Genomic DNA, 22,734 nt, shown 5'->3' on the forward strand with positions numbered 1-22,734 from the left:
CAGAAGCCGTTCGATCGGCCGTCTGATTCTGCATAAACATCCACCTTCCTCTTGCGAATTACGCCTTATGAAGCGCTGGCCGCCAGCCGCCGGCCGGCATGGAAAGAGGGAAGGAACGCTGCGCTGTGCCCTGCGCTCCTTCCCTCCGGACTTTCGTTATTTGCCGTTTTTATAATCGTCGATTTTTTTGTTGGCCATTTCCTGGATGTCTTTGAGCGATGCGTCCAACTCGCCGTTCTTGAGCCACAATGCCTCGAACTTGGAAGTAATATCCGTGCTCAATCCTGGGATGCCGGCCTCGAATGGCGTCAGCGAATAACCTACCTCACGGGCATCGAGGAACAGCTGGGCATGCTCCGGCAGATTGCCTTCCAGAACGACGTCATCCACGCCTTGAACGGACGGAACGGCATTACCCCCGCCTTGCAGACGGAACTTCTGTCCATCCGAGCTCAGGAATTCGGAGTAGAAGGTATAGGCGGCGTCTTTATGCTTCGATGCGCTGTTCATAACCAGAAATGCCGTCGGAATCCCGGCCGGTTCAATCTTGTTCCCGGTGTTCGTCGGCCAGGTCACGACATCGTACTCCAGGCTGGAGTTTTTCTTGAACAGCGGCAGATACCAGCGTCCGGCTCCGACGAACCCGACTTGGTTGGACATAAACATCGCGTCACCGCCCTGCCCCTTCGGCAGCGTACCGGCGAATGTAATATTTTTCTCCTTCACGTTATCGTACAGGAACTGGAACGCTTCCTTCGCCTTCGGATCGTCGTAGCCGATGAACTTGCCGTTGTCGTCGTAAACTTTGCCGCCGTTGGACGTTACCCAGCTGTAATAGCTGTTCCAGGAGTTATCCAGCACGTACCCGTACTTTTTCGAGTCGCGGATTTTCTCCACCATGCCTTTGAACGCGTCCCAGGTCCATTGACCCTTCGCCTGAAGGTCGGCCGGCATCTCCGTAATTCCCGCGTCATTCAGCACTTTCTTGTTGTACCACAGCACCATCGGATTGCAGTCGACCGGCACGCCGTAGATTTTGTCGTCACGCTTGGCCGCGCCCCACAGCCCTTCGAAGTAGTCGTCCGGTTTGATTTTGCTGTCTGCCGCCGTCATTCTCGGCGTTACTTCCTCGATGCTTTTGTTCTCGATCAGTTTCACGACGAAGCCATCGCCGGCATAAAACACGTCAGGAGCGGTTCCTCCCGTCAGCTGTGTCAAAATTTTCTGGTCGTATTCTCCCGGAATCGGAATCAGCTCCGCCTCAATGTCCGGATGCCTCGAGTTGAAATCCTTCGTAAACTCCTGGAAGCGGGTCAGCTCTCCGGGATTTCCCCAGGTCGCCCATTTAATCTTGACCTTCTCCCCGCTGCCTTTGCCGTCTTCCGCCACCGCTCCCTGGTTATCGCTGCTGCCGCCACCCGATCCGCATGCCTGCAGCACAACCGTCGCCAACAATACCACCGCGAGCAAGGACTTTCTGAGCTTCTTCATTTCTTTACTCCCCCATTCAAAAGAGTAGTCATCGGCTTAGCACCTTGGTGTGAAAACGCTTACGTGATTATTATAAAACGACGCCCTTCGCCTTTTGAACGGCACATATTTCCGAAATCGTGTCATGTTTTCCTGTGTTTTTGGACACCTCACCTGCGCGGCATGCCCTGGAATTCCGCCGGCGTCAGTCCGACGACCTTTTTGAACTGCTTGCTGAAATGCTTGGTATCATTGAAGCCGGACATCTCCGCGACCTCATATACCTTCAGCGTTGGATTTTGCAGAAGCTCCTTGGCCCGGTTCACCCGCAGCGTAATCAAGTAATCGATGAAATTATGTCCGGTGACCCGCTTGAACATTTCACTGAAGTAGTTGCGGCTGACGCACACCTTGTCGGCAACCTGCTGCAGAGAGATCGACTCTGTAAAATGCTCCGAAATATACTCGACCGCCTGCTGGACGATCCGTTGGTGCAGCGATTTATCCGGAGGCGGACAATCCGCAGGGAGGGGCAGCGGCATCACCGCAACCGCCGGATCTGCACTGTTTTTTTCTTTGTACTGCTCCAGAATGCGGTGATCCTCCTTCTCCTTCTGCAGGCTGTGGCGCATTTCATATAGCACCGTTTTCAGCGATTCCGCACTCAGCATCGGCTTTAAAATATAGTCAAAGGCACCCAGCCGGATCCCCTCGCGGACGTACTCGAAGTCGCTGTGGCAGCTGAGCAGGAGCACCTTGACCCAAGGACAGATTTCCCTCGTCCTGCGCGCCAGCTCAAGCCCATCCATGACCGGCATGGCAATATCGGTAATCAGAATGTCGATCTCCTTGCTTTCGACCCATTTCATCGCCCGCTGGCCGTTGGAGGCTTCTCCCACCAGCTCGAATCCGTTGACTTCCCATTCAAAAGTAGACCGAATCCCCATTCTTGCGATGGCTTCATCATCAACCAACAGCACTTTGTACATCCTGATCCCCCTTTAAATTTGAAAAAGTAATCGTGACCTCCGTCCCCTGCATGAGCTCGCTGGTCACGCTGACCCCGTATCCGATGCCGTAATACAGCCGAATCGTTTGGTGCACATGGCGCAGCCCGATGTTGGTCATCCCCCGGTGATGATGGGCACGCTCGTCAGCGAAGATGTGGGCCAGCCGCTCTTCGCTCATACCTACGCCGTCGTCGGCGATGCTGACGATGATCTCCTCCCCCTCTTGCCGCGCACGGATCTCAATCGTGCCTGGTTCGTCTTTGGGCGCGATACCGTGGAAGACCGCGTTCTCAACGATCGGCTGCAGCAGCATGCGCGGAATCGGAATTTGCTTCAGCTCATCGGGACAATCGATAAGCAGGGTGATGGCATTGTCATACCGGTACCCTTGAATGACCATATATTTCTGCAGCAGGTCCAGCTCCTCGCCTAACTGGATAAAGACGCCGCTGCGCCCCATACTGACCTCGAGCAGCTGGACGAGCGAGGTGACGGCCTGGTCGACATCGTTCGTACGGTTCAGCTTGGCCAGCCAGCGGATCGAATTCAGCGTGTTGTACAGAAAATGGGGATTGATCTGGTACCGAAGCGCCCGGATTTCGGCTTTCTTCTTCTCGGATTCCTCCTTGGCAATCCGCTCGATGAGCAGCTCGATCTGTTCGATCATCTTGTTAAAGCTGCGGCCAAGCTGGCCGATTTCGTTACGTCCGACACTGCGGCTACGGATGGTGAGGTCGCCGGCTTCCCCTTTGCGCATCAAGCGGCTCAAGTTGACGAGCGGATTCCCGATTCTGCGTGTAACGTAGTAGCCCATGCCGATCGCCAGCACGATCGAGCAGAGGGTAATTAACACCGTCAGGTTGCGGATGCTGGCCGAATCGGCTGTCATCTCCTCCAGCGGCACGACGCCGACGACGCGCCAGTCGTTGTCGAGCAGCTCGGGAATCATCAGTGTGTTGCGCCGCCCTTCGCGCAGCTGCGTCTTCCGGGTCGGCAGCGGCAGCTTCGACGTTTGGCCGTACTCGTCCGGGTCGGGATGGTAGAAATACTGATTCCGGTCGTTGACGATGTAGACGTATCCCGTATCGCCGAATTGAACGCGGTTCAGCTCATCGATCAGCACGTTCCCCATCACCTCGACAAACATGACACCGATAATTTCGCCGGTCTCCCAGCTGCGGATGGCCCTGCCGAGACCAAACACCGGGAAGCCCATCCCGGTCTTTTTCAGGTATGAGGTTTCGGAGAGCCCAAACCATACGGTATTGCCATTGGCCTTCAAAATGGCTTTGTACCAGTCGGAATCCCACTGATTCGGAATCGACATAAGCGAGTCTGCGCTGAGCACCGAGTTTTTGCCTTTGACATCAAAAATATAAATATCGAGAATTTCCGGTGAATTGATCATAATCGAGGTCAGCATATCTTTACCGTCCTTCACCTTGAGCGTCGTTTCATAGGCGTTGTCGCCCTGCCTTTGCTCCAAAATGTTGTGGACGATTTTGCTGTTTAATACCATCATCGAGGAGTCATCCAGTTTCTTGAAAAACATGTTCAGCTTGTCGCTGACCTGCACGATCGTTAGCGCGGCCACCTTGCTGACCTGCTGTTCAACGATCAAGGACGATTTGTGGTAGGACAAAAAACCTCCTATAAGGACAGGAAGAGTCATCCCGAAGAAAAAGAAGAGGAAGAGCTGCACGACAATCGAGTGTAGCGGGGGAAAGCGCGTGAGGAGCCAGGATCTCATATGCGAATCACCCTCTTTTTCCAAGTGTGAATTTCGTAATGTTATTGTATATACGAATGATTGCGCTTTCAAAGTCTTGTTGCATAAATTCCGAACAAAGCACGAAAGATCAGAAGAAAAGCCCTATCGACGTAAACTCATGATAGCTGAACCGCGTTTAGCGGCATCCTCAGACTAGGCATCTGCCCAGTCCGGGGATGGCCAAAGCGCCTATATCGGCGTTCGGCTGCCTTTCTACAACCTCAGTTCGGCTAACGTTTCATACCAGCGGGTGAGGACGGCTTCGGGCTCCTTAAAGTCGACCTGTATGCCGGACCTAATGTCTGCATACGCGGCCACGTCCGCTCGGACGGATAAGATGTCCGCCTCAAAACGCTCCCGTGGATGCTTGGCTGCGGGAAGCACCGGCAGAAGTCTCAGCGCAAGCTTTACGTAATAGGCCTTACCGGAGTAGACCAGAACGAGCGTCGCTTTTCCCGTACGAATCATGTTTCGGGTCGTCGCGGTTCCGTTCCACATGGCCAGCCGGACCTGCCCCCGGTCCAGGGCGACGATCTCGCCTACACTGATCATGGCCGTATGCGGCCAGCCCTCCTCCGTTACGGTCATCAGCATCATCGCCTCATGCTGCTTCGTGATCAGCTCCCTGCCGTCCAGCAGCTCGTACAGCTCGTCCGGAAGTTCCGCCGTCTCCATGTATTTCATTGACTGACACCTCCTTTCTTCCCTGTAGTTCTCCTATTGTACTCTATGAAACAAACGATGGCTGTATAAAAAGAAACACGTAAGCTCCGGCGATCCCCGCCGTTTTCGCTCCGCTTTCCTGTACAAAACAAAAAGCAGCCCGGCCAAACGAATTTGACCAAGCTGCTCTAATTCACGGCGAAATCCTTAGGGTAAATACCCCAGCTCGACTTCCTGCAGAACGCTTCTTGCGCGCTGTACCCACTCGTCCTCCAGATGTGCGTCAGGATCGAGCGGTGCCTGAAACTGGTCGAATAAGGCGCCGAGCAGATGGGGCATGGCATGCTTGTCAGTTCCCGTGTTGTATACGTACTTGAATACGAAAGGTCGTCCCAGCTTAACGGTCGCCCGGCAGCCGCCGCATTCGCCGTCCAGGTTGCCTTTGGTTACATGAAAAGGGATCCGCAGCCACACCATTCTTTCCTGGTCAAGGCGCTTATCCAGATAGCCGTGCTTATAATCCCAGTTGCCGGCCAGCGAAAAATCATGCTTGCATAGGTAGCTGTCAATATTGACGAATTCGTCTTCCACATTTTCGAGTCTGGACTCCAAATTGATCATTCCTGCATCCTCCCTGTCGGTTTACCTTCAGGATGAGCAGGAATATCTTTCTTTATACTTCAGCGGCCGCCGTCCGGCGGGATTAGGCTGATTGGACCGGCTTAACCGATTCCGCCTTGACCAAAGTCACATAAATCCGCTCATTTTCGACCGGCTTGCCTTCAATAATTTTGATCAGCTGCTCGGATGCGAGCGAACCCCACTTTTTCTTGGAATAATCGATCGTCGCAAGCCTTGGGCGGATGTACTCGGACAGCTCGATATTATCGAAACCGATGATGTGGATGTCCTTGCCCATCTCCAAATCCGTTTCGGATAAATAATCATACATGCCGATCGCCATTTCGTCATTCAGGCAAAAGACCGCCACCGGACCCGCGAATTCCGCGGCAATCTGTTTGCCTGCCCGCTCGCCGCCCGTGCGGTTAAAGTCACCGGGAATTTCAATGCATTCCACGTCGCTGTTTCGTTCGACCGTTTGTCTGACCGCAGCCATACGCTGCTTCGAGTCGTAAGAGCCCTCGGGACCGGTAACCACGTAAATTTTCCGGTGTCCCAGGTCGATCAGATACTCCATCGCGAGGCTGGCCCCGGCTTTGTTATCAAGAAGAACGTGATTGATATTCGGATGCTTCAGCTCCCGGTCCAGCACCACCAGCCGGTGCCCAAGCTCGGCAAAGTTCAGCAGCTGCTCGTCCGAGAACGTGTGGTCGAGGATCAGCGCCCCGTCAAACAGTTTCTCGGCCAGCAGCCGGTGCGACTGGGGGCCGCTGCATACTACCAGATCGTATCCTTTTTGAATCAGCGTGCCCTTCATTCCCTGAAGCAGATCTCCGTAGAAACCGCCGCTAAAATCCGGCAGAAAGGCGCCGATAATTTTCGACTCCTTTTTCTTCAGGCTTCGTGCCGCCGCATTGGGTACATAATTCAGTTCTTTGGCGATGGCCAAAATCCGGGCGCAGGTCTCATCCGTCACCTTCGAGCTTCCGTTCAGCGCGTAGGATACCGTTGATATGGATACGCCGGCTTTTTTGGCGATATCTTTAATGCTGGCCACGGCTTCTCACTCCAATCGTTTGGCTTATCATTTCATTGTATCATTCTGTTTGAATCGTTTCGACACCGGTTCCCCGTTCCCCTGCACAACAGCGCTTTCATACAGGCTAAAATTCATTTCTACCAACGGCACTGACCTGTTCCTGAAAAAGAAAAGGACCGCCGGGCAACAGATTTGCTGTCCCTGGTCGGTCCCTCATTTATACCGCTTTGGAAAGGGGCAGGATGCCGATCGTTGGCAGTCCTCACCGCATGGACGGCAGCAGGTCCCTCTATTGAGATGGATCCCTGCGCGTCCTTTTTCAAATTACTTCTTGGCGTTGTACTTGACCGTAACCTCAAGGCTTGCCTTGTTCCCTGCCAGGTCGGCTGCTTCCAGCACAATCCGGTTTTTCCCGCTGGCCAAGGTCAGCTTATGATTGAACTTGCCGTTCACGACTTTTATGGTAAAAGGCTTTCCGCCATTTAAGGAGACGCTGATCGTGGAATCCTGCAGAGCCTCGTTAACGCGGCCGGAGAGCACATAGTTCCGGTTGTTTTGCGGTTTGCCCTTGTCGTCCACCGTGATGACCGGTGCTGCCGTATCCGTGCTGCCGGCGATATCGCCAAGAACAATGCCGAGGCCGTTGGTCGCCAAATATACGCGGCCGTAAACCCTTGGATCCCCGGTGATCGCCGAGTTGGCCGAACCGAACTGGTGCTGGTCGTCATTGATGCGTGTCCACTTCTTGCCTGCGTCATCGGAGCGGTAAATGCCGTCCACATTGTTGATGGTGGCATGGGCATACAGCGCCATGTATTTCTGGCCGGGAGCGGCTTTGCCGAAACCGATGGCCGCCGCTTCCTGAATCTGTCCCAGCTTCGTAAACGTACGTCCCGAATCCGTGGAATGCCATAATCCAAAAAGGCTGTCCTGATTCTTGTTATCCGCGGCAGCGGCCACCCAGATGTCGCCTTCCACGCCAGGTACGGCTTTGAAGTTACTTGTCAGGTTGGTCGGCAGGCCCGCGGCTGCCTTGACGAAGGAGGCGCCTCCATCCTGGCTGACATAGAACGTGCCGTCCGCAATCGCGAAAAACTTATTCGGATTCACCCGGTCCGAGGCTACTCTCGCGCCGCTTGGAACCCCGGACGAGGCCGTCCACGTGGCGCCCAGGTCCCGCGAGTAGCTCACCGGCTTCGGAGCGGCCGAGTTGGACGGGCTCCAGACGATGGAAGACCCGTCCGCACCGACCGCGACATAGCCGCCCTGCGTGGCATCGTCGGATGCCGACGCCCAGGCGTTGGCCGCCGGCTTCCATGTCTTGCCGTTATCCGTGGACACGCCCATCCTCGGGTTCGCCCCGTCGCTGTTGCCGACGCGGACGGCGATGTCCGGGTTCAGTTCGGCGTAGTCGATATCCGTGCTTGTCCCGATATACGGGTTCGTAATCATGGACGGGGCCTTGGTCAGATCCTCGTGGCGGAAGCCGCCGATATCCCCCATCGCGCTCAGCAGATGAGCTCCGCTCGGCGGACTGATCAAACCGAGAATCGCCGTCTCTTCGATCCCGTCGGCCATGACGGAGATATTGACGTTTTCTCCTTTGTCCAGGGCAGTCACGTTCTCCGAGCCGTACAGCGTTGCGCCCGTACCGTACATGATCCGATCCGGATTAAACGGATCGATCTCCAAGTCGCCGATCATCCAGCCGAGCTTCGGATTCTGTTCAGGCAGATTCTTTTTTTCGCCCCAATCCAGCCACGGAGACAGGGAGTAGTCAATAGTATAATTGTTCGTCCTTACCGGGTCTTTGGCATAATCCAGCGTCCAGAACGGCTTCCACGTCTTGCCGCCGTCCGTACTCCGGTAAATGAACTCATCCGGCCACCATTTGTTCATCGTGGCGACCATGATCGTATCCGGGTGCTGCGCATCGACGGCAAGGCCGCCGTACGGACTGTCCGTAGAACCCGCACCGGTCGGGCTGATATCGGTCCACTGTCCGGTTAACGTATCGTATTTCCACACCGAGCCTTCACCGCCGTTATACGGACCCACTTCCTTGGTGTAGGTCACGTAGAGGCTGCCGTTCTTCGAAAGCACGCCATGGTGCGGGAGGAATCCTTGGTCAGGCTGTCCCGGCACCGGCTCCCAGGTTTGACCGCCGTCGGTGCTCCGATAGATGCTGTGCTCGGTATCGGCGACTCCCACGTAAATGGTCTGGGTGGTTTTCCCTTGGCTTCCCGTCGACGGGTCAAACGTCACCCACACGACGCCGACGAGATCGTTGTATGGGTCCTTCACGTTGCCGGCTGCAGTGAAGCTCTCAACCTTTTTCCAGGTGACTCCATAATCGGTGCTGCGCCACAGCCCGTTGCCGCTGCGGGTACCCATGTAGAGAATGCGGTTATTGTTCGGATCGATCGCCAGCCGCTCGCCCATCGACCTTCCCGGCATATTTCCCCCGAGTTTAAAAGGAAGCTCCGTGCGCTGCCACGTCTCCCCTTTATCCGTAGAGCGCAGCAGCACGCCGTTCATGTCGGTCCAGTCGTTGGTGTAGGTTCCGGCCGCCACATACAAACGGTTCGTTTCCACCGGATCCGTCGCCAGGGTGTCCACGCCAAGCATGTTCCATTCTTTCGCACTGACAAAATCCAGCAGCTGCTTCCAGGTCTTCGTGGCCGGGTCCCAGCGGTAGGCCCCTCCGATATCCGTCCGGGCGTAGATCAGGTCCTTTTCGCTCGGGTTGTAGACAATCCCCGGAACAAAACCTCCGCCGACAACCTTGACCCGGTCCCAGCTGTACGTTTGGACAGGTGCCTTGGGTCCTTTACCATTGTTCACCTTGTCAGCGGACACCGGGCCCCCCGCACCGGCCAGCGGCAGTGCGATGGAAGCGGCGAGAACCAAGCTTAACGTCTTCTTGAACATCATTGCCCTCCTCAATCATAAAATGGATTGGTTATTCGAAAGCGTTTTCAAAAAATGCGATGATGACTGACATGAGAATTTGCTGCAGCCGCAGCACTTTATGTAAGCGGTTACCAATGATGAGTAAATTTATTGTACGGGCAAAGAATCCCGTAAGAATACCCTAATAATTGGATTATTTTTCATATAAAAATTAGACATGTGTAATAAAAACAGCCCCTGGAATCAATCATCCAGGAGCTGCGATTTGCGGGCCGATGATCGACAAGTTAATGCCAATTCCGTTGTCAGCCCTTTGTTTTGCTGGAGACGGTTGCCTTGGCTTCCGCCTTCTTCAACAGTTTATAGTCGCCGGATTTGTCCGGCGTTCCTTGCGGTGAGTCTTTCACAACCTGATAAATGCTGCCTTGATCGCTCACCAGCTGGTTTTTGACGTACTTATCCGCCTTATCCTTGTCGAATGGCGTCACGAACATATAACCGGCATCGGAGGAAAGCACGCTTTTGGGTGCCTGCTCCCCTTTCAGCACGGACAAGACGTACACCAGATAGCTGGCATTCGTATCCAGCTCCTGGCCGTAAATATCTTTGTCGCCTGCCTGGAAGGCTGTCTCGTAAGAGCCTTTGTTGGCCTTATCAACCTTCTTGAAGCTGTCCGGTACCTCCTTGACGGATTTCGCCGTCATGAACGTGGTTGATCCAACCGGCACGGCGAACACCTTGTAATAATCGATGGTGCTTTCATCCGCTGCCTTCGCAAAGGTAACTTTGACCTCTTCATCCTTTAGTTCCGAGGCGGTAACACGGGTCACCAGCGTCGGGTTGGACTGCAGTGTGATTTCATTGGAAGGTTTCGACAGGACGCTTCCTTTACCGGACGTGGTCATCATAGACAAGACCAGCACCTTATAAGATTTTCCGTTCTCAATCAGTTTATCGTCGATGTCTCTGGCATCCGGACTGAGCGTTTGTTTAAAGTTCTCTCCCTTCCGTGCCTCCGTATAATTCCGGATCTCTGCTACTGCTTCCGCCTTAAGTCCGTCTGCTTTATCGGCAGGCACGACCAAGACGCGGTATCCGTAAACATTGCTCTCATCCGCTGCTTTGGTAAAGGCAACCTCCAGGTCACTGCCGTTGTTTCTATCTCCTACATCCGACACGCTGACATCCGTTACGGGACTTGCAGACTTCGTGGACAGTGTGATCGGCGCAGATGGTTCAGACAGCGCATTGGTACCGTTCGCTCCTACAGACAGAACGAACACCTTATAGCTGAGGCCATTTTTGATGGCATTATTATCGACGTCGCGGGCCCCTGCATTCAGCGCGCCGATTAAGTCCGATCCCGTTTTATCCACTGCGGTATAACGTGAGCTAGGCACGCTTTCAGCATCGGAAAGGCCGAAGAAACGAGCCGAATCTGCCTCGACGACGAGAATCCGGTAACCTTTAATGTTGCTTTCGTCCTTGGCACGATTGAAAGTCACTTGCAGATCGCGTCCATCGCCGTTATCGCCGATATCCGCCGCCTTCACATTCGTTGCCGGATTGACGTTCACGTTGCCCGCTAGCGTGATGGATGGCGAATACGAGGAGAGAGCATTCGTTCCGGCGTAGCTGCCCGTTCCTACCGACAAAATAAATACCCGATAGGAGATGCCGTTCCGGATGGCGTCCCCATCCACATCCCGCGCTCCCGAAGCGAGGGCCTTGCTAATGTTGGCACCATTCGGCGTGACTGCTGTGTAGTTCGAGCTGCGCACCGCGTTGGCGTCATTCAGGTCAAAACGTGCGGCATCCCCGTTTTTCACGACGAGAATCCGGTATTGGCCGATATATCTTTCGTCGTCGGCACGCTTAAAGTTCACAAGCAGATCCCGGCCGTCGCCGTAGTCCGAAACGTCAGATACGCTCACGTTGCTTGCCGGTCCTACGTAACCGTTGGTGCCCAGCGTAATCGCCGGGGAATAGGAAGACAGCGCGTTGCTGCCGGAGTAGCCGCCGGAACCGATCGACAGAACGAACACCCGGTAGCTGGTGCCATTGCGGATATAGTCGCCGTCCACGTCCCTTGCTCCGGAAGACAGCACCTTCGTAATGTTATATCCGGTTTTGTCTACCGTCGTGTAGTTCGAGCTGGACACCGAGTTCGCCCAGGACAGATTGAAGCTTCCTGCCTGGTTCGACTTCACGACCATGATCCGGTAGCCGGAAATACGGCTCTCGTCGGATGCCCGGTTAAAGGTAACCCGCAGATCGCGGCCATCGCCGTAATCGCTAATATCGCTGACATTCACATTGCTTGCGGCATCGACGTTACCATTGCCGTATAGCACAATGGAAGAAGACGCCGAAGACAGCGCATTGCTGCCGGAATAGCTTCCCGTTCCCACGGCCATGACGAACACGCGGTATACAACGCCGTTCGCAATCAACGATCCGTCGACGTCACGCGCTCCGGAAGACAGCGCCTGACTGATGTTATAACCAGTTTTGCCCACCTGCGTGTAATAAGCGCTCGGAACATTATTCGCTGCCGAGAGGCTAAAGCTGCCAGCTTTGCTGTCCTTCACGACGAAAATCCGGTAAGAACCGATGCGGGATTCGTCGGACACCTTATTGAAGTTCACGCGCAGATCCCGGCCGTCGCCATAATTGCTGATGTCATCCACACGGGTAATGACCGGTGCGGATACCGCATTGGCCGCCAGCGTAATGGACGATGAAGCGGCGGACAGCTGCGACGTGTAGCTGCCGGTATTGCTGACGGACATCACAAATACCGTGTAAGGAACCCCATTCCGGATCAGTTCGCCGGAAGTATCCCTTGCCGAAGAAGAAAGATTGCCGGACAAGGTCGTTCCAGCCTTGTTCACCACCGTGAAGTTTGAGGACGGCACCTTGTTCGCAGCGGTCAGATCAAAGCTGTTCTTATCGTTGGTTTTGACCACATAGATGCGGTAATTCGTAATATTGTTCTCGGTTTGGGCCTTGGTAAAGCTGACGGACAGGTCCCGGCCGTCCCCGTAGTCACTCGCATCGGATACTTTGAGGTTCGAAACCGCTCCAACGGATGGAAGGGTCGGAGCCTGAGACAGCGTGATGGTCTGGGATACGCCGGACAGAGCGCTGTTTCCGCGTTTGCCTACGGTGAGAACAAATGCTGCATACGATTGCCCCGACCGGAGCAAATCACCGTTCACGTCGCGGGTCTGGGACGACAAGGTAATCGACACGTCATCCCCGTCCGGGCTGATCGAGGTGTAGCTGCTGGTCGAAAGCGCCTGGGCGAGATTGAAATTGTATGCATTTCCCGATTTGACCATCAGCACCCGATATTCGCTTACGCCGGACTCCGGCGAAACTTTCGGGAAGCTGACCTCCACATCGCGTCCGTCGCCGTTTTTGGAAATGACCCGGGCCGAAACATAGGCCACGGCATTAACCGGTCCGCCGGATGTCGTGATCGTTACCGTCTTGTTAGAAGCATTCCAGTCTACCTTTTCACCCAGCGCCTCGCTGACGAACCGGACAGGCACCATCGTGCTGCCCTTGTAGATCTGGCCGGGTACATCCAGGGACAATGTCCGGTTGTTGACGATCGCAGACTTAGAGCCGATCTTCAATACAATCGTCGTTTGATCCCGTTTCGCGGTGACGGTTTTCGTCTTCGCATTCCAGTCGAGCGTGGCGTCGAGCGCCTCAAAAATGGCTCGCATCGGGAGCATGGCCCTGCCTTTCACCATAATGGGAGCCTGAGGGGAGTACAGCTTCTGGCCGTCAATATAAATCGAGATTTGACTGGCTGCGGCTGCTGCCTGCCCCTGATTGGCGCCGAGGGCGACCGAGAAGATCATCACGGCGGCCATAAGCGTTAACCAAATTTTTTTCACAAACGCGCCTCCTTTTGCTTTTCCTGATATAGAAATTATTGACTGTGTAATATCTGACGGAGGAAGACAGCAAAAAGTTATCTGCTCCGAAAAATAATTTTTTCAACGGAATCTCCGGACCCTTATTTTTTGTCCCCCGTTTCCCGTCCAGAACCCTGGCCGCCTGAATCCCGCAGCGGTTTACGTGTATAATGATACTGAGTTAACGATTATAGGAACACGAGTACTGCTTTCATAAGGAGAATTCGGATATGTATAAAATATTGATCGTCGAGGACGATCCGAAGATCGCCGGTCTGCTTCAGTCCCATATCCAAAAATACGGAGACGAGGCCATCGTGATTCACGATTTCGACCGCGTGCTGGATGAGTTTACGGCGGCCGCCCCCCATATCGTGCTGCTGGATGTCAACCTGCCGAGCTTCGACGGCTACTACTGGTGCCGGCAGATTCGTCAGGTGTCGACCTGCCCGATCGTTTTTATTTCGGCCCGCAACGAGAAAATGGACCAGGTCATGGCCCTGGAGAACGGCGGCGACGACTATATCACCAAGCCGTTTCACTACGAAATCGTGATGGCCAAAGTCCGCAGCCAGCTCCGGCGGGTCTACGGGGATTACGCTGCCGGCGGCGAGCGGACGGTCGAACAAGCCGGGCTTGTTCTGTATCCCGAACGGATGGAGCTGAAGCTGGGGGACAAGCGGATCTCCCTGACCCGGAAGGAAACGATCCTGATCGAAACCTTGCTGGAACGCAGTCCGCGGCTGGTCTCCCGGGAGACGATCCTCGAGAAGCTGTGGGACGACACGTTCGTGGACGACAACACCTTGAGCGTGAATATTACCCGTGTCCGCAAAAGGCTGGCGGAGCTGGGCATCGGGGAGGCGCTGGAAACGGTGCGCGGCTCGGGCTACCGCCTCAATATGGCCTGGAAGGATGAGACATGACGGTGAAGCTCTTCATTCGCGATCATATTCCGCTGCTGATCTTCACGATGCTGGAACTGCTGGCCGTTGTGGTTGTGTTCTGGTTTGACGGATACGACCATCCGCTCACGGCGCTCTATGGCATTTTTCTCGGCCTGTTTATTTTCGCCGGATATCTCATCTTTCGTTTCCTCAGCCAGCGGCTGCTGTACATGCGCTTATCCCATCCATTTGAAGCCTTGAACGAGTCGATCGCCGCAGGCGGTACCGCACCGGTGTCCCAAGCCTTTAACCACCTGCTGGAGACACAGTACCGGCATTACCAGAACCTGCTTCAGACCTGGGAACGCAAGCAGCAGGAGCACCTGACCTTCATGAGCCAGTGGGTGCATCAGATGAAGACGCCGGTATCCGTCATCGAAATGATTACGCAGGGTGAAGACGATGAGCGTCTGCTGAGCATATCGGAGGAAACCGACCGCATCCGGCGCGGCCTGGAGATGGTGCTGTACGTGTCCCGTCTCGAAACCTTCGAGCAGGACTTCAGCGTGGAGCCCGTCGGGCTCAGGCAGACCGTAAACGAAACGGTGCATGAGCTCAAGCGGTATTTTATCCGCAGTCATGTGTATCCGGAAGTTCAGGTGGACGACGGGGTTATGGTGCAAACCGATGCCAAATGGATGCGGTTCATGCTCGAGCAGCTGTTGTCCAACGCCATCAAATATGCCGCCGGCTCCGGCAGCAAAATTACGGTTTCCGCCAGGATTGAAGACGATCGTTCTTTGACCCTGGAAATCCGGGACCGGGGCGTCGGCATTCCGAAGGCGGACCTCGGGCGGGTCTTCCGTCCTTTCTACACGGGCGAGAACGGCCGCAGGTTCAAGGAATCGACGGGTATGGGGCTGTATCTCGTAAAAGAGGTCGCGGACAAGCTGGGCCACGGCATTCGCATCGAATCGGCGCCCGGGGAAGGGACGGCGGTCCGTCTCCATTTTGAGCGCTCACAGGTACAGGTGCGGAATCGCTGATTTCGGCGCCTTTTTGCCGCGCGTCCGGACAAGACAAGCCTGCAGGCGGTGACGCAAGCTTACATCCGTGTAAGATTGCTGAAAGGTCCATCCATAGGAGATTTGGGCTCCATCGCTTACACTGGACCTAGATGAACCCTGCAAGCATCCTTTTACATCGATGCGCCATCACTGATCTTGTGGGGCCCTAAAATTGAACGGACCGCCGGCTCCGCCGCTCTCCCGCGCGCGGGCAGGTGTCCGGGTTGAAGAGAAGGAGTGCTTCGGATGACGGACATTTTATCCGCCAAAAATATAGGCAAAATTTATAAAGGCATGGTTTCCTACGAGGCTCTGTCCAATATCGATTTAACGATTCAGGAAGGCGAGTTTGTCGGCATTATGGGGCCGTCCGGGAGCGGAAAAACGACCCTGCTGAACATCGTGTCGACCATCGACCGCCCGACCTCGGGCGAAATCCGCATCGGCGGAGAGGATCCGTACCGCCTGTCCCAGGATCAGCTGGCACTGTTCCGCCGCCGGGAGCTGGGCTTCGTCTTTCAGTCGTTCAATCTGCTTCATACGCTGACGGTGAAGGAGAACATTATACTGCCGTTAACGCTGGATGGCGTTGGCGTGCAGGAAATGAACGAGCGGGTCGCCTTGCTGGCCGAGAAACTTGGCATAACCCCGATCCTGGATAAGCGGACCTACGAGATCTCCGGAGGGCAGGCGCAGCGAACCGCGATCGCGCGGGCGCTGATCCACCGGCCCAAGCTGCTGCTGGCCGACGAGCCGACAGGCAACCTGGACTCCAAGGCAGCGCGCGACGTGATGGAAATTCTCGAGAAGCGCAATCAGGAGGACGGGGCCACGATGCTGCTCGTCACCCACGATCCGGTGGCGGCGAGCTACTGTCACCGCGTCATTTTTATCAAAGACGGCCAGCTGTACAACGAAATCCATGACGGGGATAACCGCGCGGCGTTCTACCAAAAGATCATCAACGTGCTGTCGCTGCTGGGAGGGAACGGACATGAATTTTCGCCAGTTCGCCTTTAATAACGTCTTCCGGAACAAGCGCGCGTACGTCGCCCATTTTCTGAGCAGCGCCTTTTCGGTCATGATTTTCTTCATCTATGCCCTGCTGCTCTTTCATCCCGACCTGAAGGGAAACATCGTGTCTTCCAGCGAAACGCTGAGCATGCTTGGCACGATGGGGCTGCGGGTGTCCCAATGTATCGTGTTCATTTTCTCGTTCTTTTTCCTGCTGTACTCGGCGTCTTCGTTTATCAAGCTGCGCAAAAAGGAATTCGGCATTCTGCTCCTGCTCGGCATGTCCCGCAAACAGCTGAACCGGATGCTGTTTATTGAAAATATCGCAATCGGCGCCGCCGCCATTATCGCCGGGATCATCGTCGGTGCCGTGTTCTCGAAGCTGATCCTGCTAATCTCCGCCTCGATGCTGGCGATCGTCGACGGGCTGCCCTTTTACCTGCCGGGAAAAGCCATACTGCTGACGGCAGGGGCGTACCTGCTTCTGTTCCTGCTGGTCGCTTCCTTTACCTCGGTGATGACCCGGAAGGGCACGCTCATCGAGCTGATCAAAGCGGAGGATAAACCCAAGCCCGAACCGAAGGCATCGGTCCTGCTGTCCGTCCTATCCGCCTTGCTCATTCTGCTCGGCTACGCCTGCGTGTTTCTGTTCGCGCTGCGCCGGATGTTCTCATTCCCTCTGCTGCTTGGCGGCGTGGCCCTGGTCATCTTCGGCACGTACTTTCTGTTCACCCAGCTCAGCGTGTACGTAATGAGAGCGATGAAGAAGCGGCCCCGTATCTTCCTCAAGCGGACGAACCTGCTGACGATTTCTGAGCTGATCTACCGGTTGCGGGACAATGCCGTCATGTTCTTCATGGTTGCGATCATTTCCGCTACCGCTTTTACCGGGATCGGAACCGCGCTGGCCATCGGCGATCCCGGGCTCGCCGCGATGAAGAACCCGTATGCGTTCACGTACGATTCATACCACGATTCGGACCATAAAAATTCGTTTGAGCAGAAGCATGTCCGCCTGATTGAAGATACGCTGCGGAGGGAGGGTTTTGACTACCGCAAAGTATCCTTTATACCGACTTATTCGGATAACGGGTTCATGCTGATCAAGCTGGACGATTACAACCGCCTGGCCGGGGCTCTGGGCTACGAGCAGGTGACTCTACGTGAAGGGGAAGCGTTCGCCACGCCCTCGACGGTCACGCAAACCAGCGAGTTCAAGCTGGACGGATTAACCCAGGACCGCCTGACCCTGACGAAGGAAGGCTCGGAAATGACCCTGCATCTGCTCAAAGCGCTGCCGCATATCGTTGTTCCCAATACCACCAACGTGTATGTCGTTTCCGACGCAGACTATGCGAAGATGAACGCCGGCAATCTGCTCAAGATCGTCTCTGTGCAGTTTGTCGTCCCGGACTGGCATCACACGCTGCGTATCGCGCAGGAGCTCCGCGACACCATTAATAATGACGTCGATGAGTCGGGAATTATGAATTACAACTTCCAGGCGCTCGTCATCGACTGGGTCGAGTCCCGGCAGTTAAACGGCCTGCTGCTGATCGTCAGCGGGCTCGTCGGGATCGTGTTCTTCACCTTCGCTGCGAGCTTCATCTACTTCCGGCTCTATGCCGACCTGGCCCGGGACGAAGAACAGTACCGGATGATCTCCAAGGTGGGATTAAGCCGGAGGGAATTGGGGCGAACCGTCTCGAGGCAGCTGCTGCTGATGTTCTTCCTGCCGATGCTGGTGGCGGTCATCCACAGCAGCGTCGCCTTTCTGGCCCTGCAGCAGCTGGTCGACTTCTCCGTCGCTTCGCATACGCTGGCCATCTTCGCCACGTTCCTGGCGATCCAGGTCGTTTATTATTGGATCACTCGCTGGCGCTATTTAAATCATTTACATCAGAAAATGATCTGAAGCGGGGTCAATCCCTAGGAAACAAGCCCTGGTGCGTGTAAGCGTGCCAGGGCTTGTGTTATGTAGCCGGGGGAGCCACGGCTCGCTCAAAGCTGCTCCATTTCATTCTTGATATCCCGGCGCCGGTCTTCAATATATTCCCTGATGACATCCGGTTCCGTATCAAATATACCGACATCCCACTTATATTTAGGGTCATCATAGATATCCTGAGCAATGGCGCTGTGCATTTTCCTGACCACAGGCATCAGGCGGGATAAGGTAAAGTTAGATTCCAGTGCCCGCTCAAGGATTCGCTTATACTTCTGTCTGTTCGCCTTGTAAGCCAGCACTTTTCCAGTCAGCACGTTGTATCCCTTAATCCTGACCAGGTCGGATTTTACAGCTTTACCATAGCAGTTTCTGCCCCATGTGCCCTCATAATCCCAAGGGATCATTCCATACTTACTGCGTTTGCCGGATTCGAATATCGTATAGTTCTGGAGGAACCCGTCGTAATTTCCGGTCAGCACCGCCCCGCATAACCAGCGCAAGTAATTGTCCATATCCAGTCGCTGCCGAAGATAATCGCTTAGCTCGGTCCCTTTTTTCCGGTGAATGCTTCGGATGAAGTCGCTGAGGCGGTTCCTGTCCGTTTCGCCGCCTTTAATGAAAGCGTATCCTGACAGCAATCTGCTCGACTTCGCATTTTTTTCCGGCATTGCAAAGTCAGCATTATCATTGACCGCATAGATGATGCTTCGTGCATGGAGCCCCCTTTTGCGGAAAAAAGCGGACTTCACTGCCTCGATTCTTAAATACACCCCTTCCTTCTTTCCATTCATATAAAGTACGCAGTGTTTCGTCGAGGGGCTGGGGACGCCAAGCACATTAAAATAATGAAATGAAAGGGCGTTTCTCATCAGGGACGGATCATCGTGTTCCGCGTTAAAGTGGTACGTCGCCTTGGCCGTCCGAATCTCATAGGATTTTTTCGGATATTCACGGGTATGGCCCCCGCGGTAACGAATGCGAATCGGCGTCCTCCGGCCATCCATACTCATCGTTCCACTGACAAACGAATCGGACCATATGTTGCTCTCCAGCTTTTTCATCGCCGAATCCTTTAACTCGATCCGGTATACAGGCAGACCCATGCCGTAACCGCCCTTCTAGATTGAATCGCCTGATCTACGGCCTGCCCGGCCCACTGGGGCTGAACACAGCGTGATCATTTGCCCTATTTAGGCTTTGTTCAACCTATGCGGCCCCGGCAGTTCACGTAAGGGCTCCCGCCTTTCTAGTGTAAAAACTATTCGGCAGACATAGAAAGATAGACTCCGGTTTGATTTCGGATAATCTAGTATTTTCGGCTAGTCCCCTTTTTTGCAAGACACATATAAATAGATTACAGATAGACTCGAAGGACAAATAAAGCCCTTCATGAGACTATCCAAACTATCTTGGAAGGGGTAATTGGTATGTCGTTAGCAGGTCTTAACACAATGAACTCCATTGGGAGCGAGGTGAAAATCAATCGCGGCGGGCCCGATTCGATCGTAGGCGTTCTGGTGGGCGTACAACACGGTTACCTGGCCGTTGCGACGAAAGAGGGCATCGTCTATGTCAACAGCAGCCATATCAAAAGCATCAGCAGCACAGGCAAATCCGGAGGGGCAAGAGCCATGACGGCGGACCCGATTATGGCAGGAAATTTCACTGGATTGCTGCACGCGCTCCGTTACCAACACGTACAGATTAACCGCGGCGGCCCCGAGAAAGTCGAAGGTGTGGTTGCGGATGTAAATCACTCCACCTTGACGCTAGTAGCCAAAAAGGATGAAGTCATCAGTATTCCGATTTTCCATGTAAAATCCGTTATAGTCATCGGCTCAAACACCAGTGGAGGAAACAAGAACAAGAGCGGCGGTAACAAAAACCAATCTAAGGGTAACCAAACCAAAGGCAATCAGACCAAAGGCAATCAGACCAAAGGCAATCAGACCAAAGGCAACCAAACCAAGGGTAACCAAACCATGGGCAACAAAACCAAAGGCAACAAAACTATGGGCAACAAAACCAAAGGCAACAAAACCAAAGGCAACAAAACTCGCGGCAACCATACCAAAGGTAATCTGACAAGAGGGGCCATGGAATGGGCTAACAGATCCTGGAGAAAGACCAAAACGATTAAACGTACGGTACGCAAGCGCAAAATCGGTAAATAAGCCATGACTGCATTCAACCAAATAGACCCTTCGCGTTGAATCCAATCCACAAAGGGGGGAATAAACCATGTATGTATTTATTGCAGTTTTAATTGCCGGAATCCCGTTGTACTGGATGATTCGTCCAGGAAAAGCTACACGGACCGCAGATCCAGTCATTCAGCCAGTATCCAGTGTTCTCCCCCTGGGAGGTGAGTCAAAGTAAATGTCTGACTACCAAATGTGGCTAACAGTCGGCGTATTTGCCATCACCGTCATTTTCTTGATGTGGCGTCCCCGCGGAATCAACGAATCCATTTCAACCACCGCCGGAGCATTTATTCTGCTCGCCGCCGGGGTCGTCCCTTTAACGGACCTGATCACCATTTTCAACATCGTTTCCGGAGCCGCTGTGACGATTCTGTCTACAATCGTGATGTCCCTGGTGCTGGACAGCGTCGGTGTTTTTCGCTGGGTTGCTCTCAACCTGATTGAACGGGTAAACGGTTCCGGCCGAAAACTGTTCTGGTACGTGATCCTGCTCTGCTTCCTAATGACGATTTTCTTTAATAACGATGGCAGTATCCTGATCACAACGCCCATCATTATTCAAATCTGCTCGATGCTGAAATTAAAGCCGCATCAAAAAATACCGTATCTCCTGTCTGGAGCACTCATCGCAACGGCATCCAGCGCACCGATCGGCGTGAGCAACCTCGCGAATCTCATTGCGCTTAATATCGTAGGCCTGGACCTGAACAGCTATACCCTAATTATGTTCGTCCCCTCCATGATCGGGATCGCAACGATCGCCGTGCTGCTCTACCTCTATTTCCGCAAACAGATTCCCGTTACCATCTCCCGTTACCCCGCCCGTGATTATTCATTGATTAACATACACCCGCTTCAACAGCCAACCGAATCCAGGACCCAAATCGACTGGTGGCTGTTTCGTGTCAGCATCTGCATCGTAGTCCTCTTCCGGGCTGGTTTTTTTCTAGCGGCAAGCTTGGGTATACCGCTCGAATATGTCGCAATCACCGGGGCTGCCCTCATCGTCTTCGTCCGCTGGTTTCGGACCAAAACCGGGATCAAGGACATCGTCACGAAGACGCCTTGGCATATCCTGCTGTTCGCCTTCAGCATCTATATTATCGTCAAAAGCCTGGATAACGCCGGGTTAACCGCCGCTTTAATCAACGGATTACAACCTTTTGCCGGCATGGGTGAAGCCAGTCTGATCGCTGCATTCGGACTTTTGCTGACCCTGTTGTCCAATATCGTGAATAACCTGCCGTCCGTCATGATCGGAACCTTAGCGGTGCTCGGCATGGGACTTGATCCGCAGCATGTCCATCTCGCTTATATGGCAACGATTATCGGAAGCGACATCGGTTCGCTGTTGACGCCTGTCGGAACCCTCGCTACCTTGATATGGATGTTCATGTTAAGAAGCAGCAAAATTCATATCACATGGAAGCAGTATATGCGCGTTACGTTCATTGTGATACCTGTCGGTCTAATCGTCAGCCTCGCCAGCCTTTATCTCTGGACCCAATATGTCATATGAAAGGAGGCAAGCTATGGAGTCCATCCGTTCTCTACTTGGAAAAATAATAGAATTAAAGATCTCGGGCTATAAAATCCCGATCATCGGTGAACTCATTGATGTCGGCAGTGATATTTTGGTCCTCTACTCGGAAAACAAATATATTTACACTCCGGTACACCATCTTCAGCACATGAAGGTCATTGAGGAGGCCGAGGATTCGTCTCAAGCTAACAAAGAGCCCGTTCTTGACCATGCCCATATTTCTTTTCGCAAGATGCTGATGAATGCAAGAGGCATATTTACGGAGATCCATCTTGGCGGTGCCAGCTCGATTCATGGGTATGTAACCAGCATTATGAATGATTATTTCCTTTTCTACTCCCCTGTTCACCATACCGTCTATATCCCGCTGCACCATGTAAAATATTTGTCTCCGTACCCTCCGAATATGACCCCCTATGATTTGAGCGATTCGCATTTTCCCGTGCAGCCGGGAACACCGGCCCTATCGAGGAACTTGGAACAACAGCTTGAAAAATTCCAGAATGGTCTGGTCGTGTTCGATTTGGGTGAATCTCCCCTCAAAGCCGGGCTCCTCAAAAAAGTAGACAGTCATATTATAGAGCTGATCGAGGCCGGAGGCCAAACCATCCTTCTTCACACGGATCATATCAAATCCATTCATCTCCCCTAA

At 53.9% G+C, this 22,734-nt stretch carries 16 protein-coding genes; 7 read left to right on the forward strand and 9 right to left on the reverse strand.

Going from position 1 to position 22,734, the window contains the following annotated elements; genetic code table 11:
* Positions 1-156: 156 nt before the first annotated feature.
* The 8 genes from GCU45_RS15270 to GCU45_RS15305 all read right to left on the reverse strand — a co-directional run bounded on the left by GCU45_RS15270 (position 157) and on the right by GCU45_RS15305 (position 13,398).
* Complete coding sequence (locus tag GCU45_RS15270) at positions 157-1,491, reverse strand: ABC transporter substrate-binding protein (protein ID WP_152399540.1); 1,335 nt, start codon at positions 1,489-1,491, stop codon at positions 157-159.
* Between the two features lie 149 nt (positions 1,492-1,640).
* Positions 1,641-2,459: a response regulator transcription factor gene (locus tag GCU45_RS15275; protein ID WP_076173022.1), complete on the reverse strand. Its 819-nt coding sequence runs from the start codon at positions 2,457-2,459 to the stop codon at positions 1,641-1,643.
* On the reverse strand, positions 2,437-4,122 hold the full coding sequence (locus GCU45_RS15280; protein WP_341874515.1) for a sensor histidine kinase: 1,686 nt from the start codon (positions 4,120-4,122) through the stop codon (positions 2,437-2,439). The genes GCU45_RS15275 and GCU45_RS15280 overlap by 23 nt, the downstream gene beginning before the upstream one ends.
* Before the next feature lie 342 nt (positions 4,123-4,464).
* Positions 4,465-4,926 carry a pyridoxamine 5'-phosphate oxidase family protein gene (locus GCU45_RS15285; RefSeq protein WP_105445264.1) on the reverse strand — a complete coding sequence of 154 codons (462 nt, stop codon included), beginning with the start codon at positions 4,924-4,926 and terminating at the stop codon, positions 4,465-4,467.
* A 195-nt stretch (positions 4,927-5,121) separates the two neighbouring features.
* Positions 5,122-5,535, reverse strand: coding sequence for a YugN-like family protein (locus GCU45_RS15290; protein WP_076173024.1), 414 nt, complete (start codon positions 5,533-5,535; stop codon positions 5,122-5,124).
* Positions 5,536-5,617: 82 nt separating this feature from the next.
* Entirely contained in the window at positions 5,618-6,592 is a 975-nt protein-coding gene (locus GCU45_RS15295) for a LacI family DNA-binding transcriptional regulator (RefSeq protein ID WP_152399542.1), read from the reverse strand.
* A gap of 306 nt (positions 6,593-6,898) precedes the next feature.
* Positions 6,899-9,505 carry a xyloglucanase gene (locus GCU45_RS15300; protein WP_152403110.1) on the reverse strand — a complete coding sequence of 869 codons (2,607 nt, stop codon included), beginning with the start codon at positions 9,503-9,505 and terminating at the stop codon, positions 6,899-6,901.
* A 287-nt stretch (positions 9,506-9,792) separates the two neighbouring features.
* On the reverse strand, positions 9,793-13,398 hold the full coding sequence (locus tag GCU45_RS15305; RefSeq protein WP_152399543.1) for a copper amine oxidase N-terminal domain-containing protein: 3,606 nt from the start codon (positions 13,396-13,398) through the stop codon (positions 9,793-9,795).
* A gap of 251 nt (positions 13,399-13,649) precedes the next feature.
* Here GCU45_RS15305 and GCU45_RS15310 point away from each other — a divergent pair, with 251 nt between their 5' ends.
* The 4 genes from GCU45_RS15310 (at position 13,650) to GCU45_RS15325 (ending at position 18,302) form a co-directional block, all read left to right on the forward strand.
* A complete protein-coding gene (locus tag GCU45_RS15310; RefSeq protein WP_152399544.1) occupies positions 13,650-14,345 on the forward strand; it encodes a response regulator transcription factor in 696 nt (231 codons plus the stop codon).
* Between the two features lie 2 nt (positions 14,346-14,347).
* A complete protein-coding gene (locus GCU45_RS15315; RefSeq protein ID WP_208837151.1) occupies positions 14,348-15,352 on the forward strand; it encodes a sensor histidine kinase in 1,005 nt (334 codons plus the stop codon).
* Positions 15,353-15,619: 267 nt separating this feature from the next.
* Positions 15,620-16,393 (forward strand): ABC transporter ATP-binding protein, encoded by a 774-nt coding sequence (locus GCU45_RS15320; RefSeq protein ID WP_116232988.1) that lies wholly within the window; start codon positions 15,620-15,622, stop codon positions 16,391-16,393.
* Positions 16,368-18,302 carry an ABC transporter permease gene (locus GCU45_RS15325; RefSeq protein WP_152399546.1) on the forward strand — a complete coding sequence of 645 codons (1,935 nt, stop codon included), beginning with the start codon at positions 16,368-16,370 and terminating at the stop codon, positions 18,300-18,302. Before GCU45_RS15320 ends, GCU45_RS15325 begins: the two co-directional genes overlap by 26 nt.
* A gap of 86 nt (positions 18,303-18,388) precedes the next feature.
* On the opposite strand, the gene GCU45_RS15330 is transcribed toward GCU45_RS15325, so the two are convergent.
* Positions 18,389-19,438 (reverse strand): CotH kinase family protein, encoded by a 1,050-nt coding sequence (locus GCU45_RS15330; protein WP_152399547.1) that lies wholly within the window; start codon positions 19,436-19,438, stop codon positions 18,389-18,391.
* Between the two features lie 348 nt (positions 19,439-19,786).
* Here GCU45_RS15330 and GCU45_RS34215 point away from each other — a divergent pair, with 348 nt between their 5' ends.
* The 3 genes from GCU45_RS34215 (at position 19,787) to GCU45_RS15350 (ending at position 22,734) form a co-directional block, all read left to right on the forward strand.
* Entirely contained in the window at positions 19,787-20,509 is a 723-nt protein-coding gene (locus tag GCU45_RS34215) for a hypothetical protein (RefSeq protein ID WP_244364087.1), read from the forward strand.
* A 205-nt stretch (positions 20,510-20,714) separates the two neighbouring features.
* Entirely contained in the window at positions 20,715-22,058 is a 1,344-nt protein-coding gene (locus GCU45_RS15345) for an arsenic transporter (RefSeq protein ID WP_152399550.1), read from the forward strand.
* A 13-nt stretch (positions 22,059-22,071) separates the two neighbouring features.
* Entirely contained in the window at positions 22,072-22,734 is a 663-nt protein-coding gene (locus GCU45_RS15350; RefSeq protein WP_152399551.1) for a DUF2642 domain-containing protein, read from the forward strand.

It is taken from the genome of Paenibacillus cellulositrophicus (genome assembly GCF_009363095.1).
Lineage (GTDB): Bacteria > Bacillota > Bacilli > Paenibacillales > Paenibacillaceae > Paenibacillus_AQ > Paenibacillus_AQ favisporus.

Bases quoted from the DNA above. Each gene is read 5' to 3' on its own strand.
- GCU45_RS15270 (WP_152399540.1), bottom strand. From the start codon at position 1,491: ATGAAGAAGCTCAGAAAGTCCTTGCTCGCGGTGGTATTGTTGGCGACG.
- GCU45_RS15275 (WP_076173022.1), bottom strand. From the start codon at position 2,459: ATGTACAAAGTGCTGTTGGTTGATGATGAAGCCATCGCAAGAATGGGG.
- GCU45_RS15285 (WP_105445264.1), bottom strand. From the start codon at position 4,926: ATGGAGACGGCGGAACTTCCGGACGAGCTGTACGAGCTGCTGGACGGC.
- GCU45_RS15290 (WP_076173024.1), bottom strand. From the start codon at position 5,535: ATGATCAATTTGGAGTCCAGACTCGAAAATGTGGAAGACGAATTCGTC.
- GCU45_RS15300 (WP_152403110.1), bottom strand. From the start codon at position 9,505: ATGTTCAAGAAGACGTTAAGCTTGGTTCTCGCCGCTTCCATCGCACTG.
- GCU45_RS15310 (WP_152399544.1), top strand. From the start codon at position 13,650: ATGTATAAAATATTGATCGTCGAGGACGATCCGAAGATCGCCGGTCTG.
- GCU45_RS15320 (WP_116232988.1), top strand. From the start codon at position 15,620: ATGACGGACATTTTATCCGCCAAAAATATAGGCAAAATTTATAAAGGC.
- GCU45_RS15325 (WP_152399546.1), top strand. From the start codon at position 16,368: ATGAATTTTCGCCAGTTCGCCTTTAATAACGTCTTCCGGAACAAGCGC.
- GCU45_RS15330 (WP_152399547.1), bottom strand. From the start codon at position 19,438: ATGGGTCTGCCTGTATACCGGATCGAGTTAAAGGATTCGGCGATGAAA.
- GCU45_RS34215 (WP_244364087.1), top strand. From the start codon at position 19,787: ATGAACTCCATTGGGAGCGAGGTGAAAATCAATCGCGGCGGGCCCGAT.
- GCU45_RS15345 (WP_152399550.1), top strand. From the start codon at position 20,715: ATGTCTGACTACCAAATGTGGCTAACAGTCGGCGTATTTGCCATCACC.
- GCU45_RS15350 (WP_152399551.1), top strand. From the start codon at position 22,072: ATGGAGTCCATCCGTTCTCTACTTGGAAAAATAATAGAATTAAAGATC.